Below are 14,119 nucleotides of genomic sequence, written 5' to 3' on the forward strand. Positions count from 1 at the left end.
ACCGGCCACGGTCGCCGGCGCGGCACCGGACTGCAGCCCCGCCGGCGGCGGCATCGGTCATTTGCCAGCGAAGATTTGATGACACCAGCGGGGGGATGCGCCGTTCAGGTGCCGGCCCGCGCCTCGGCCTCGGTCCGGCGCAGCAGCAGCATGGCGGCGCAGGCCGTCAGGCACAGCGCGCTGGTGACCAGCAGCACGTATTCGCCGAAATGCTCGAGCAGGATGGCGAAGATGAAGGGCGCCAGCGCCTGGCCGAAGCGCGTCGGCGCGGCCAGCCAGCCCTGCCGCCGGCCATAGCCGACCGGCCCGAAGATGGCGAGCGGCAGCGTGCCCTTGGCGATGGTCATCACGCCGTTGCCCGCGCCATGCAGGATGGTGAAGAGATAGCAGGCCGGACCGCCGAAGATCAGCAGGATGGCGGCCCCGACCGGATGGGTGATGGTGGCCAGCCGGGCCGAGAGCAGCGGATGGAAGCGCTGCAGCACGCCGAATTCGAGGATGCGCGCGGCCACCTGGGCCGGGCCGACCAGCGCGGCCGCCGTGATGGCCGCGGTCTTGCTGGCCCCGGCCAGTTCCAGGATGCGCGGCAGATGCGCCGCCAGCGCCGTGCTGGTGATCCAGGTCGCGGCAAACGCCAGCGCCAGCAGGATCATCGGCCGGTCGAAGATCGGCCCGCCAGCGGCGCCCGCCGCCGGCTGCGACGGCGGCGGCGGCGGCGCGGTGTATTCGCCGGTCGCCTGCGGCACCATGAAGCGGTTGATCGGCAGGCCGATCAGCAGATGCGCGCCGGCCCAGACGAAACAGGCCATGCGCCAGCCCCATTCCGCCTCCATCACCGCCGACAGCGGCCAGCAGACCGTGCTGGCGAAACCGGCCAGCAGGGTGATCCCGGTGATGGCGTTGCGCGCGTTGCGGCCATAGATCGCCGTCAGGGTGGCAAAGGCGGCCTCGTAAAGCCCCATGCCCATGCCGAGGCCGATGACGCCCCAGCCGAGCGCGAAGACGGCGAGGTTCGGCGCCGCGCCGAGCAGCGCCAGGCCGCAGGCGAAGACCAGGCTCGAGGCCGTCAGCACGCCGCGGCCGCCGAAACGGTCGATGCGATGGCCGACCGCCGGACCGATGAAGGCGGTCAGCAGCATCGCCACCGAGAAGATGCCGTAGATCCATTCGCCGGAGACGCCGAAGCTCTGCGCCATCGGCGCGGCGAGGATCGCCGGCAGGTAATAGGTGGTGCCCCAGCCCAGCGTCTGCGCCGTGCCAAGCGTGAGGACGAGGACGGTACGGTGGCTGACGGGCGGCATGGACGATCCGGTGCGGAGGGTTTACAGGTCGCCGATCAGGTGCTGCAGGCGCTGCAACCGGCCGGGATCGACGCAATAGCAGGGCCGCGCCCCGTCGATCTCGCCGGTCGCCAGGCCGGCCGGTGCGGCCAGGGGCGATTCATTCGTCATTCGGCGAATACGGTAAAAATATCAGGTCCCGGATGCAAGGCCTTCAGCTTTTACTCGCCCCGCCCTCATCATACAGATGGCGCTGGAAGCCGCGGAATACCCGGCCGATCTCGTCCGGCCGGCCGAGGTCGGCCACCGCATCGGCCAGCGAGTCGCGGTATTTCAGGCGCAGCAGCGGGGTCAGCTTGTCGGCATCCAGTTCGTCGACCCCGACATCCACGTAATGTGACAGCACGAAATCGAGAAAAGCCTGCTGGCGGTCGGTGAATTCACGGCTGATCGCCGCCTTCGCCCGCTCCGCCCGCTGCGTTCTTGTCTGCGGCGGCACGGCATAGGCCACATGGGCCAGCACGTCGAACAGGTCGCTGTTCTCGGCATCGATGATCTTCTGCATCTCGGCGAGCTGCTCGCGGCCGAAGCCCGACTCGGCCAGCCCTTCCAGCAGCTTGCGACGTGTCTCCGGATCGCTCCAGATCGCCCGCAGTTCATCCTCGTCATGGAAAAAGTCCGGCAGCCTGCCGAACAGCATTTCCATGAACTGCTGCGCCGACATCGGCGTGCCGTCCGGATGCCAGAAGGACGTCGCCATCATGTGCTGGATGCGGCGCGCCCGACCGTCGGCCAGCTTCACCCGGATCGTCTGCCGGGGCGGCGGCGGTTCGGGCGGTGGTTCCGGCTCTTCCTCCAGTCCGCCGGGCGGGCGCGGCGGCCCCGGCGGCTCGGGCTGCAGCGGTTCGCCATCCCATTGCGGGTCGCTGAAATGCTGATGGGCGCGGACGAAATCGTAGATGGTGAAATAATCCTTGCCGTCATACAGCCGCGTGCCGCGGCCGATGATCTGCTTGAACTCGATCATCGAATTGATCGGCCGCAGCAGCACGATATTGCGCACGTTGCGGGCATCCACCCCGGTCGACAGCTTCTGCGAGGTGGTCAGGATGGTGGGAATGGTCTTCTCGTTGTTCTGGAAGGCGCGCAGATACTGGTCGCCCAGCGCGCCGTCATCGGCGGTGACGCGGTGGCAGTAATCCGGATCGGTGCTGGTCTTCATCTGGTTGATCAGGTCGCGCACCAGCAGGGCATGTTCCTGGGTCGCGCAGAAGACCAGGGTCTTCTCCCGCTGGTCGATCTCGTCCATGAACAGCCGGACGCGATAGGCCTCGCGTTCCGGGATCATGATCGCGCGGTTGAACTCGCGCTCGCCATAGCGCCGGCTGCGGTCGATCTCGCCGGCCTCCACCGTATCGCCCGGCGTGTAGATGTAATCGTCCAGCGTGGTGGCGATCTGCCGCACCCGGAACGGCGTGAGAAATCCGTCGTTGATGCCGTCCTTCAGGGAATAGGTGAAGACCGGCTCGCCGAAATAGGCATAGGTATCGACATTGTCGTGACGCTTCGGCGTGGCAGTCAGGCCGAGCTGCACGGCGGGCGCGAAATACTCGAGGATCGCCCGCCAGGTGCTTTCGTCACGGGCACCGCCGCGATGGCATTCGTCGATGACGATAAAGTCGAAGAAATCCGGCGGATAGTCGCCGAAATAGGGCGAGGCCTCGCCAGTCTCGTCGGGCGGGCCGCTCATGAAGGTCTGGAAGATGGTGAAGAAGATGCTGCCGTTCTTCGGCACCCGACCCGTCCTGGCGATCTCGTCGGGCCGGATGCGCACCAGCGCATCCTCGGGGAAGGCGGTGAAGGCATTGAAGGCCTGGTCGGCCAGGTTGTTGCGGTCGGTGAGGAACAGGATGCGCGGCCGGCGCGACGGCGCGGCCCCGGAGGTCCGGTCGCCGAGGTTCCAGCGCGCGTGAAACAGCTTCCAGGCGATCTGGAAGGCGATGAAGGTCTTGCCGGTGCCGGTGGCGAGAGTCAGCAGGATGCGGTCGCGCCCGCCGGCAATCGCCTGCAGCACCCGGTCGATGGCGATATCCTGGTAATAGCGGCCCTGGTAATAGCCGCCGCGATCCTCAAACGGCACGGCGGCGAAACGGTCGCGCCACGGATCGGCCGCCGGAAAGGCCAGCGCCCAGAGTTCATCGGGCGTGGGGAAGCGCGCAACCGCACCCTCCTGTCCGGACTGCATGTCGATGCGGTAGACGCCCTGCCCGTTGGCCGAGAAGGCAAAGCGCAGGGCCAGCCGGCCGGCATAATTCTTGGCCTGCGCGACACCGAGGGTCAGCGGCTCGGCCCAGGCCTTGGCCTCGATCACCGCCAGGCTGGTGTTGCGGTAGACCAGCAGGTAGTCGGCGGTGAGGCTCCGGCCGCGCCGGCCACGGCCTTCCAGCCGGCCCGGAATAATCTGGTATTCACGGCGGATGCGGCTGCCCGCCACCACGCCCCAGCCGGCCGCGGCCAGGGCAGGATCGATATGCTCGGCGCGGGTTTCGGCTTCGTTCATGCCCTCAGAGATTGCCGGTGAAGGCCTGATGCAGCAAGGATTTCTTCAGCTCGTCAAGGGCGGCGAGTTTGCGCTGATACACATTTTGGAGGCTGGAACACTCACTCCTGATAGCAACAAGTTTGCCTATTATATTTCGTTGAGACTGATGATCTGAAGGAAATGAAATTCTGTTTCCGACAATCCGCTTAGGTGCGGTGTGGCGCACCATAGTTCCAGTTGCGGTTCGCCTTATATTACTTAAAAAAGCTTCACTGAGCATATAAAAATACAGATAGTGCTTGTCGACCTTTTCACTATGAAAAATAACTCGTCCTATGCGCTGATTGTGCAGCACGTTATCTCGGTCGATGAAAGCTGGCCGGCCGAGCAACTTCATCTTGGATGAGAGATCTGTCATAACTTCGCATGTCTCCCAGTTAGAATGATGTCTTCCGAAGACCTCACTCAAGCACATCTGAAACAATAACTTAGAGTTTTGGACATTCCCTTCCGCATCTCGCTCAATCACATCAATTTCATGGAACCCGCTATCAAGAAGGTCAACGATTCTTCTTTGTTGAGAGATCGGTGGGATTGGTGGCGTTCCCCCTCCAATAATAGCACACACTTCGCCCAGCGGCTTTGCATTCCAACCTGTCTTCACAAAAGCCCCCGGATTGTCTCCAGAGACTTCGCGCTTTCCGCATCCAGTGTAGTGATCTCATCAAGAATCTCTCGCGGACTTCGCATTTTCTCTACTTCACCATCGTCGGGGGCACATACCGATAGGTCATAAGTCTCCGGATCAATGGCAGCAGCATCGACGCGCCAGCTTTTCGGCGACTCGGCAAAAGTCCTCTGCAACTCGACGAAGTCGGCCATGTCAGCGTCATTCAACGGATTGGTCTTGCCAAGATTGCGGCCCGGGTCGAGCTGGTAATACCAGATGCTGCGCGTCTTGCTGCCCTTCTCGAAAAACAGCACCACGGTCTTCACCCCGGCGCCCTGGAAGGTGCCGCCGGGGCAGTCGAGCACGGTATGCAGGTTGCAGCTGTCCAGCAGCAGTTTGCGCAGCGCGATGGATGCCTTGTCGGTGTTGGATAGAAACGTGTTCTTGATCACCACGGCGGCGCGGCCGCCGGGTTTCAGCATGCGGATGAAATGCTGCAGGAACAGATAGGCGGTCTCGCCGGTGCGGATGTCGAAATTCTGCTGGATCTCGGCGCGTTCCTTGCCGCCGAAAGGCGGGTTGGCGAGGATCACGTCGAACTGGTCCTTCGCCTGCACGTCGGCCAGGTTTTCCGCCAGGGTGTTGGTATGCAGGAGATGCGGCGCCGCGATGCCGTGCAGGATCATGTTCATGATGCCGATCACATAGGCGAGCGACTTCTTCTCCCGGCCGTAGAAGCTGCGCTCCTGCAGGATCTTTTTGTCCTTCGTCGTCTTCGCCTTTGCGTTCAGGTAGGCAAAGGCCTCGCAGAGGAAGCCGGCCGAGCCGCAGGCGCCGTCGTAGATGCGCTCGCCGATCCGCGGGTCGGTGACTTTGATCATGGCGCGGATCAGGGGCCGCGGCGTGTAATATTCGCCGCCGTTGCGCCCGGCATTGCCCATCTTGCGGATGCGGGTCTCGTAGAGGTCGGAGAGTTCGTGCTTTTCCGCCTGCGAGCCGAAGCGCAGGCCATCCATCTGCTCGACGATCTCGCGCAGGTTATAGCCGCTGGTGATGCGGTTTTTGATCTCGCCGAAAATCTCGCCGATCTTGTACTGGATGGTATCCGGGCCGCTGGCCTTCTGCTTGAAGCCGCGCAGGTAGGGGAACAGGTCGTCGTTGACGAATTCGACCAGGTCATCGCCGCTCCGGGCCGTGTTGTGGTCGAATTTCCCGGCCTTGTCCTTCGGCGCCGCCCAGGTGCCCCAGCGATAGCGCTTGTCGAGGATGTGGGTGTATTTGCGGCCCTCGATCTCGGCCTCGACCTTTTTGTCGGCCTCCAGCGCGTCGAGGTATTTCAGGAACAGCAGCCAGGAGCACTGCTCGGTGTAATCCAGCTCGGTGGTGCAGCCGGCCTCTTTCCAGAGGACGTCGTCGATATTCCTGAAAACCTGTTCGAACACGAAATCATCCCGGGTGTGATGCAGAATCGCGATGCAGTGTTGGCGAAAGCCGTCGCCGGGGCAATCGCCGGCCCGCACATGGCTGCGGGCTTGACAGCCGGCAGGAATGTTCCAATTATGTTCTCTTTCGCAATAATCGAGGGAGTCCACGGTTCATCCGGAATCGGATGAATATTATGGCATGCAGGGTCGCCGGCGCCGCCATCGGACCAAAATGGTCCCCAGCGGTCCGAAACGGTCACGAACGGGCCGGAATGGTCACCAGCGGGCACAAACGGGCCGCAGCGGTCAGAAACGGTCCCGACCGGGCTGCAACGGTCACGAACGGTCAGAAACGGTCACGAACGGGCTGCAACGGGCGGAACCGGACCGCCCGGCCGCCCGGTCAGGCCTTTTGTATCAGGCCTTGTAGAGATCCCTGTACTGGTCGCGCAGCAGGTTCTTCTGCACCTTGCCCATGGTGTTGCGCGGCAGGTCGTCGACGAAGAACACCCGCTTGGGCAGCTTGAACTTGGCCAGCCGGCCGTCCAGCGCCTTCAGCACGCCGGCCTCGTCGAGCGCAGCCCCCTTCGACGTGACCACCACCGCGGTGACGCCCTCGCCGAAATCGCGGTGGGCGACGCCGATCACGGCGGATTCCACCACGCCCGGCAGGGCATCGATCTCGGTCTCGATTTCCTTGGGGTAGACGTTGTAGCCGCCGGAGATGATCAGGTCCTTGCCGCGGCCGACGATATGCACATAGCCGCGGTCGTCGATCTTGCCGAGGTCGCCGGTGATGAAGAAGCCGTCGGCGCGGAATTCGGCCGCGGTCTTTTCCGGCATGCGCCAGTAGCCCTGGAAGACGTTCGGGCCCTTCACCTCGATCATGCCGATCTCGCCCTGCGGCAGGGGCTTGCCCGTCTCCGGGTCGGCGATGCGCAACGACACGCCCGGCAGCGGGAAGCCCACCGTGCCGGCGATGCGCTCGGCGTCGTAAGGGTTCGAGGTGTTCATGTTGGTCTCGGTCATCCCGTAGCGCTCGAGGATGCGGTGGCCGGTGCGCGCCTCCCATTCCTTGTGGGTATCGGCCAGCAGCGGCGCCGAGCCCGAGACGAACAGGCGGATATGCTTGACCAGCTCCTTGGTCAGTCCGGCATGCTGCAGCAGGCGGACGTAGAAGGTCGGCACCCCCATCATGGCGGTCGCCCGCGGCAGCTGGCGGATCACCTCGTCGGCATCGAACCGGTTGAGGAAGATCATCTTGGCACCGGTCAGCAGCACGATGTTGCTGGCGACGAACAGCCCGTGGGTATGGAAGATCGGCAGGGCGTGCAGCAGCACGTCGTCCTTGGTGAAGCGCCAGTAATCGACCAGCGTCAGGGCGTTGGAGGCCAGATTGCTGTGGCTCAGCATGGCGCCCTTGGAACGACCGGTGGTGCCCGAGGTATAGAGAATGGCCGCCAGGTCGCTGGCGGCGCGCGGCACTGCGGTGAAATCAGGCGATGCGGCGGCGGCCTTGTCCATCAGCGTGCCGTCGCCCTTGTCGCCGAGCGTGACGCAATGGGCGACGCCGAGCTTGCCGGCCACCGGGGCCAGGGCGGCAACGGCCGACGGCCGGCAGACCACCACGCGCGGTTCGGCATCGCCGATGAAATATTCGAGTTCGGTCAGCGTATAGCCGACATTGAGCGGCAGGTAGACGCCGCCGGCGGCGATGACGCCGAGATAGAGGATCAGCGCCTCGGCCGACTTGTCGACCTGCACGGCGACCCGGTCGCCCGGCTGCACGCCCATGGCCTGCAGGGCGTTGGCGAAACGGCCGGCCAGCGCGAAGGCATCGCCGTAGCTGAAATTGCGGCCGTCGCCGGTCTCGATGAAGGGACGGGCCGGGTCGGCGATGCGGGAGCGGATCAGGGTATACAGGCTGTCGGACATGGCGGCGAAAACGTTTCCTCTGGGGATTTCTTGGGCGGTTCTGCCGCCTATTAATCGCAGGCCTCGCCCCCGGCGCAAGGCCTTTGGCCGGATCAGCGCGCGAAGCAGGCGGTCTGCTGGCGGGCCAGTTGTGCCATGCGGGCCCGGATGATGCTGGCGCGGCGCAGCACGTAGGCGCTCGGCCTGGCCGCATCCCAGTGCCGCGGATTGGGCAGGATGGCGGCGAGCCGGCTGGCCTCATTCTCGCCGAGCCGGGCGGCGGGCCGGTCGAAATGCGCCCGCGCCGCGGCTTCCGCGCCGAACAGGCCGCCGCCCATCTCGGCGACATTGAGATAGACCTCGAGGATGCGCCGCTTCGGCCACAGCGCATCCAGCAGCAGGGCAAGCGGCGCCTCCAGCGCCTTGCGCACGAACCCGCCGCCCGGCCACAGGAACAGGTTGCGCGCCACCTGCATGGTGATCGTGCTGGCGCCGCGCAGGCGGCCGGTCTCGTCGTAATCCTCCAGCGCGTCCTGCAAAGCCTCGAAGTCGATGCCATGGTGCAGGCAGAAGCGGCCGTCCTCGGAGGCCACCACGGCGCGGCCGAGCGCCGGCGCGACGGCGGCGAAATCGACCGGATGATACGCCACCCAGGCGCCGCGCTGGAGGCTGCGGATCAGCATCAGCGGCGTCGCCGGCGGATCGACAAACCGGTACAGCAGCAGCCCGCCCAGCCAGAAGACGAGGATGGCGACCACCAGCCAGCGGAGCAGGCGAATCAGCGCTTTCATCACCGCAGCAGAGCCTGAAGCCGGGGGAAACTCAACCGCAGCCTCGCCGGGCACTCGCCCGCCCCCCCGCCCCGGCCGCCAATTCTGTGGACAGGCCCCGGCCGGCAGGCTTAACTCAGGACAACAGGGAGACAAACGACCGCATGCTGCAGGGCAGCGCCATCCTGCTTCTGTCGCTGGGCTATCTCGGACTGCTGTTCGCGGTCGCCCACCTCGGCGACCGTCTGGCCGACCGCTGGTACAAGGGTCGCAGCGGCGCCACCATCTACGCCCTGTCGCTGGCGATCTACTGCACCTCCTGGACCTTCTACGGTTCGGTCGGCCGTGCCGCCGCCAGCGGGCCGGATTTCATCCTGATCTATGTCGGCCCGGTGCTGGCGATCACGCTGGGCTATCCGGTGCTGGCGAAAATGGTCGGCATCGCCAAACGGCAGAACGTCACGTCCATCGCCGATTTCATCGGCTCGCGCTACGGCAAGAGCCGCGCGGTCGCCGTGCTGGTCACGCTGATCGCGGTGATCGGCGTGCTGCCCTATATCGCCCTGCAGATGCAGGCGGTCAGCGTCACCTTCGAGGTGCTGGTCGGCAGCGACATGGCCCACCTGCTGCACGCCAGCCTGCCGCCGCCCTGGCGCGACACGGCGATGTTCGTGGCCGTCATCATGGGTCTGTTCACCATCCTGTTCGGCATGCGCCATGTGCAGGCGACCGAGCAGCATCGCGGCATGATGCTGGCCATCGCCTTCGAGTCGCTGGTCAAGCTGGCCGCCTTCCTCGCCGTCGGAGCCTTCGTCGTCTTCGGCCTGTTCGATTCCGGCATCGACCTGTTCGACCGCATCCGGCTCAATCCGGCGCTGGCCGAACGCATCGGCGGCAGCATCGGCAGCAACTGGATCGTCATGACCGTGCTGTCCGGCTTTGCCTTCCTGTGCCTGCCGCGCCAGTTCCATGTCGCCGTGGTCGAGAACGGCGAGCGCGGCGCGCTGAAGGAGGCGCGCTGGCTGTTCCCCGCCTATCTGGTGGCGATCAACCTGTTCGTGGTGCCGATCGCCGCCGCCGGCCTGCTGGTAATGGAGCCCGGCGCCAACCCGGACGTCTTCGTCATCACCATCCCGATGATGGCGCACCAGGTCTCGCTGTCGGTCTTCGCCTTCATCGGCGGTCTGTCGGCGGCCACCTCGATGGTCATCGTCGCCTGCATGGCGCTGTCGATCATGGTGTCGAACGAACTGGTCACTCCGCTGCTGCTGCGCTCGCGCGCCGGCGGCTCGGGCGACATCGGCCGCATCGTGCTGAACGTGCGGCGCGCCGCCGTCGTCGTCATCCTGGTGGCGGCCTATATCTACCACACCTGGATCGCCGGCTACCTGCCGCTGGCGTCGATCGGCATGATCTCGTTCTGCGCGGTCGGCAATTTCGCGCCGCCGCTGCTGTTCGGCCTGTACTGGCGCCGCGCGCACCGCCACGGCGTGATCGCCGGCCTGGCCGCCGGCTTTGCCACCTGGCTGTACACCCTGCTGCTGCCGTCCATCGAGGGCGCTGCCAGCGGCGGCAGCCTGACCGCGCCGCTGAACCATCTGATGCCGCCGCCGGTCAGCAGTTTCGATCCGATCCTGCAGGGTTTCGTCGCCAGCCTGCTGGCCAATACCGCGCTCCTGGTGATCGTCTCGCTGCTGGCGCCGGCGCGCCGGCGCGACATCGAACAGGCGCGGATCTTCGTCGACGGCGATGCCCTGCCGCCGCCGGCGGCCGAAGGCGAAACAGGCCACGATCCGCGCGTCGACGAATGCCGCGCGCTGGCCACCCGCTTCATCGGTACCGAACGCGCCGAGCGCGCCTTCGCCGGCCGGCAGATGACCGCCGCCGAGGCGCACGCCTTTACCGAGCACCTGCTCAGCGGCGCCATCGGCGCGGCCTCGGCCCGTATCGTCATGGCTTCGGCCCAGGGCCGCAACCTGCTCAGCCCGCGCGCCGCCCGCGCCATGCTCGGCGAGGCCTCCGAGGCGATCCGGCAGAATCTCGACCTGCTGCGCACCACGCTGGATCATGTCAGCCAGGGCATCGGCGTTTTCGACCGCGAGCGCCGCCTGCTGGCCTGGAACGACCGCTTCCTCGACCTGCTCGGCCTGCCACCCGGCCGTGCGACCAACGGCGTCCCGCTGGAGGTGCTGGCCCGTGATGCCGTGCCCGACCTTGTCGCCCTGCTGGCCGCCGGCGGCGATGCCTTGCGCATCTACGAGCAGATGCGGCCCGGCGGTCGGGTGACGGAAATCCGCGTCGACCCGATGCCGGACGGCGGCTGCGTCGCCACCTGCACGGATATCAGCGAGCGCGTGCGCTCGGCCGAGGCGCTGCGCACCGCCTATGCGGGCCTGGAGCGCCGGGTTGCCGAGCGCACGGCCGAACTGCAGCTTGCGGTGCAGGAACTCGACCATTCCCGCCAGGAAGCCGAAACCGCCAACCTCGGCAAGACGCGTTTTCTCGCTGCCGCCAGCCATGACCTGCTGCAGCCGCTGCATGCCGCGCGCCTGTTCACGGCGGCGCTGGCCGAACGCGAGCCTGACAATCCGCTGGTCTCGCGCATCGACCATGGTCTTGCCGCGGTGGAGCTGCTGCTCGATGCCCTGCTCGACATCTCGAAACTCGACGCTGGCGCGGTGAAGCCCGATATCCGCCCGGTCGCGCTGGGCCCGCTGCTCGAGTCGCTTGCCGATGCCTTCGCGCCGCTGGCCTCGAAACGCGGCGTCACCATCCGGCTGGTGCCGACCACGGCAACGGTCAGTACCGACGCCGGCCTGCTGCGCCGCGTGCTGCAGAATTTCGTCGCCAACGCAATCCGCTATGCCGGCGCCGACCGGCCGGACCGCCGGGTGCTGATCGGCTGCCGCCGCAGCGGTGACCGCCTGCGCATCGTGGTCTGCGACAACGGCCGCGGCATTCCGGCCGACAAGCGGCGGACGATTTTCCAGGAATTCGCCCGGCTCGATCGTGGCGACGGCGGCGACGAAAACGGCGAGCGCGGCCTCGGCCTCGGGCTGGCCATCGTCGACCGCATCGCGCGCACGCTCGGCATGCCGGTCGGCCTTGAGTCCGTCGTCGGTCGCGGCTCGGCCTTCTCGGTCACCCTGCCGCGCGCCACGGCGGCGCCCGCCCGCCTGCCGGACAGCGACGCCCTGCCGGCCATCACCGCCGGCTCGCTGGCCGGCAGTTTCATCCTGTGCATCGAGAACGAGGCCGGCGTGCGCGACGCCATGACCGCCCTGCTGGAAGGCTGGTCCTGCCGGGTGGCCGCCGTCGGCAGCGTGGCGGCGGCACGCCAGGCCGTCGCGGCGGCCGGCCGCAGCCCCGACATCATCCTGGCCGACCTGCATCTCGACGAGGGCGGCCCCGACGGGCTCGCCGCCGTCGCCCTGCTGCGCCAGGACTGGGGCAGCCAGTTGCCGGCCATCCTGATCACCGCCGACCGCAGCCAGGATCTGCGGCACCGCGCCGCCCTGCAGCAGGTGGATGTGCTGCACAAACCGGTGCGGCCGGCGGCGTTGCGCGCCCTGATCAGCCAGCGCCGGCGGCCTGCCCTTGACCCGTCAGCCGACCTTGCCGCCGGCGGCGCCAGCTAGCCCTCGCTGCCCACGGCGAAATGCCGGGCCGCGATGGCCGCCTGGGTGCGGCTGCGCACGCCGAGCTTCTTGAGAATGGCCGTCACATGCGCCTTCACCGTCGCCTCGCCGACCGACAGTTCATGGGCGATCTGCTTGTTCAGTTTGCCCTTGGCCAGCAGGGCGAGCACGCGGAACTGCTGCGGCGTCAGCTCGGCGACGCGGCGGGCGAAGTCGCCCGGCATGCCGGCCTCGGGCTCGCCGCTGGCCTCCGGCGGCAGCCATACCTCGCCGTCGAGCACCGCCTGCAGCGCGCTGGCGATAGTTTCCAGCGGCGCCGATTTCGGCACGAAGGCGGCAGCGCCGAATTCGATGGCACGCCGCATCACCGCCGGCTCGCGGGTCGACGAGACCATCGCCACCGGCACGGCGGGATGGCTGGCGCGCACCGCGGCGAGGCCGGCGAAACCATCCATGCCCGGCATGTCGAGATCGAGGATCAGCAGGTCGACGGCGTCATGCGCATCGAGCGCCGCCTGTGCCTCCGGCAGATCGCCGGCGCCGATCACGGCAACGCCGTTCATGGTCTGGCGCAACGCCTGACCAAGCGCATCGCGCACCAGCGGATGATCGTCGGCAATGATTATGGTGAGCGCCGGTTCTGTGCCGGCCTTCCCTGTCCCCGTCATGGGCCGGAAGCGTAAACCAGCCGCCGGGCGTGGAGCAAGGAGAGGCCAGCCTTATTGGAAGCCTGTGTGCGCTGCAACCGCGGGCTGTGGCCCGCCTCTGGACAGGCCGGCGCCGGCGGGCTAGTGCAGACATCCGATCCAGCCGACGGAGTTCCGCCATGACACAGCCTGCTTCTGTGGATATCGCCGCCCTCACCCAGCGCTGCGGCGCCGCGGAAATCCGCCATGACTGGAGCCGCACGGAGATCGCCGCCCTGTTCGGCCTGCCGTTTGCCGATCTGGTCTTCCTGGCCCAGCAGGTGCACCGCCGGCGCTTCAGCGCCAACGAGGTGCAGCTCAGCACCCTGCTCAGCATCAAGACCGGCGGCTGCCCGGAAGACTGTGCCTACTGCCCGCAGAGCGCCCAGTTCGACACCGGCGTCGAGGCCGAGAAGCTGATGGATGTCGAGGCCACGCTGGAGGCGGCCCGTGCCGCCAAGGCAAGCGGCGCCAGCCGCTTCTGCATGGGCGCCGCCTGGCGCAGCCCGAAGGACCGCGACATCGAGAAGGTCGGCCGCATGATCGCCGAAGTGAAGGCGCTCGGGCTGGAGACCTGCGCCACGCTCGGCATGCTGACGCCCGACCAGGCCAGGCGGCTGCGCGATGCCGGCCTCGACTATTACAACCACAATCTCGATACCTCGCCGGAGCATTACGGCGCCATCATCACCACCCGCACCTACCAGGACCGGCTGGATACGCTGGCCCATGTGCGCGACACCGGCATGAAGGTCTGCTGCGGCGGCATCGTCGGGCTGGGCGAGAAGCCGGAGGACCGCGTCGGCCTGCTGCACAGCCTGGCCACCCTGCCGGCGCATCCGGAAAGCGTGCCGATCAACATGCTGGTGCAGGTGGAAGGCACGCCGCTGAACGGCCAGGCGAAGCCCGACGGCATCGACTTCGTGCGCACCATCGCGGTGGCGCGGATCATCATGCCGGCCTCGATGGTCCGCCTGTCGGCCGGCCGCGAGCAGATGAGCGACGAGTTGCAGGCGCTGGCCTTCCTCGCCGGCGCCAACTCGGTCTTTCTCGGCGACAAGCTGCTGACCACGAAGAACCCGGGCCAGGACCGCGACGGCGCCCTGCTGGCGAAGCTCGGCATCACGCCGATGCTCTATGCCACGGCAGAGATCGGCGCGGCGGCAGAGTGATCCGCCGCGCCAGGGACCCCAAG

General features: G+C 66.8%; 10 protein-coding genes. 2 read left to right on the top strand and 8 right to left on the bottom strand.

The features are described from left to right. Nucleotides 1-104: 104 nt before the first annotated feature. From ACFOOQ_RS02060 to mtgA, 7 genes are all read right to left on the bottom strand, one after another. Nucleotides 105-1,301, bottom strand: a complete 1,197-nt coding sequence (locus tag ACFOOQ_RS02060; RefSeq protein WP_379721042.1) for an MFS transporter — start codon at nt 1,299-1,301, stop codon at nt 105-107. A gap of 21 nt (nt 1,302-1,322) precedes the next feature. Further along, nucleotides 1,323-1,451, bottom strand: a complete 129-nt coding sequence (locus ACFOOQ_RS02065; RefSeq protein WP_379721045.1) for a hypothetical protein — start codon at nt 1,449-1,451, stop codon at nt 1,323-1,325. A gap of 43 nt (nt 1,452-1,494) precedes the next feature. Next, entirely contained in the window at nt 1,495-3,840 is a 2,346-nt protein-coding gene (hsdR, locus tag ACFOOQ_RS02070; protein WP_379721048.1) for an EcoAI/FtnUII family type I restriction enzme subunit R, read from the bottom strand. A 4-nt stretch (nt 3,841-3,844) separates the two neighbouring features. After that, on the bottom strand, nt 3,845-4,486 hold the full coding sequence (locus ACFOOQ_RS02075) for a hypothetical protein (protein ID WP_379721051.1): 642 nt from the start codon (nt 4,484-4,486) through the stop codon (nt 3,845-3,847). Then, the gene (locus tag ACFOOQ_RS02080; RefSeq protein WP_379721054.1) at nt 4,483-5,934 is read right to left on the bottom strand and encodes a class I SAM-dependent DNA methyltransferase; all 1,452 of its coding nucleotides are present in this window, start codon (nt 5,932-5,934) and stop codon (nt 4,483-4,485) included. The genes ACFOOQ_RS02075 and ACFOOQ_RS02080 overlap by 4 nt, the downstream gene beginning before the upstream one ends. A 399-nt stretch (nt 5,935-6,333) precedes the next feature. Next, nucleotides 6,334-7,851, bottom strand: a complete 1,518-nt coding sequence (locus ACFOOQ_RS02085) for a malonate--CoA ligase (protein ID WP_379721057.1) — start codon at nt 7,849-7,851, stop codon at nt 6,334-6,336. Between the two features lie 92 nt (nt 7,852-7,943). Then, nucleotides 7,944-8,621: a monofunctional biosynthetic peptidoglycan transglycosylase gene (mtgA, locus tag ACFOOQ_RS02090; protein WP_379721060.1), complete on the bottom strand. Its 678-nt coding sequence runs from the start codon at nt 8,619-8,621 to the stop codon at nt 7,944-7,946. 143 nt (nt 8,622-8,764) lie between these two features. Between mtgA and ACFOOQ_RS02095 the strand changes: the two genes are divergently transcribed. Next, nucleotides 8,765-12,238 carry a hybrid sensor histidine kinase/response regulator gene (locus ACFOOQ_RS02095; protein WP_379721063.1) on the top strand — a complete coding sequence of 1,158 codons (3,474 nt, stop codon included), beginning with the start codon at nt 8,765-8,767 and terminating at the stop codon, nt 12,236-12,238. Here the strand turns inward: ACFOOQ_RS02095 and ACFOOQ_RS02100 are convergent. Next, nucleotides 12,235-12,906: a response regulator gene (locus ACFOOQ_RS02100; RefSeq protein ID WP_379721066.1), complete on the bottom strand. Its 672-nt coding sequence runs from the start codon at nt 12,904-12,906 to the stop codon at nt 12,235-12,237. The two genes, ACFOOQ_RS02095 and ACFOOQ_RS02100, sit on opposite strands and share 4 nt — an antisense overlap. Nucleotides 12,907-13,064: 158 nt before the next feature. On the opposite strand from ACFOOQ_RS02100, the gene bioB reads away from it, so the two are divergent. Then, nucleotides 13,065-14,096 carry a biotin synthase BioB gene (bioB, locus tag ACFOOQ_RS02105; protein ID WP_379721069.1) on the top strand — a complete coding sequence of 344 codons (1,032 nt, stop codon included), beginning with the start codon at nt 13,065-13,067 and terminating at the stop codon, nt 14,094-14,096. The last annotated feature ends 23 nt before the right edge of the window (nt 14,097-14,119 follow it).

Origin of the sequence: Ferrovibrio xuzhouensis (assembly GCF_042648965.1) — a bacterium.
GTDB classification, from domain to species: Bacteria; Pseudomonadota; Alphaproteobacteria; order Ferrovibrionales; family Ferrovibrionaceae; genus Ferrovibrio; species Ferrovibrio xuzhouensis.

Coding starts and splice junctions, on each gene's coding strand:
- ACFOOQ_RS02060 (WP_379721042.1), bottom strand. CDS start 1,301: ATGCCGCCCGTCAGCCACCGTACCGTCCTCGTCCTCACGCTTGGCACG.
- ACFOOQ_RS02065 (WP_379721045.1), bottom strand. CDS start 1,451: ATGACGAATGAATCGCCCCTGGCCGCACCGGCCGGCCTGGCGACCGGC.
- hsdR (WP_379721048.1), bottom strand. CDS start 3,840: ATGAACGAAGCCGAAACCCGCGCCGAGCATATCGATCCTGCCCTGGCC.
- ACFOOQ_RS02085 (WP_379721057.1), bottom strand. CDS start 7,851: ATGTCCGACAGCCTGTATACCCTGATCCGCTCCCGCATCGCCGACCCG.
- mtgA (WP_379721060.1), bottom strand. CDS start 8,621: ATGAAAGCGCTGATTCGCCTGCTCCGCTGGCTGGTGGTCGCCATCCTC.
- ACFOOQ_RS02095 (WP_379721063.1), top strand. CDS start 8,765: ATGCTGCAGGGCAGCGCCATCCTGCTTCTGTCGCTGGGCTATCTCGGA.
- ACFOOQ_RS02100 (WP_379721066.1), bottom strand. CDS start 12,906: ATGACGGGGACAGGGAAGGCCGGCACAGAACCGGCGCTCACCATAATC.
- bioB (WP_379721069.1), top strand. CDS start 13,065: ATGACACAGCCTGCTTCTGTGGATATCGCCGCCCTCACCCAGCGCTGC.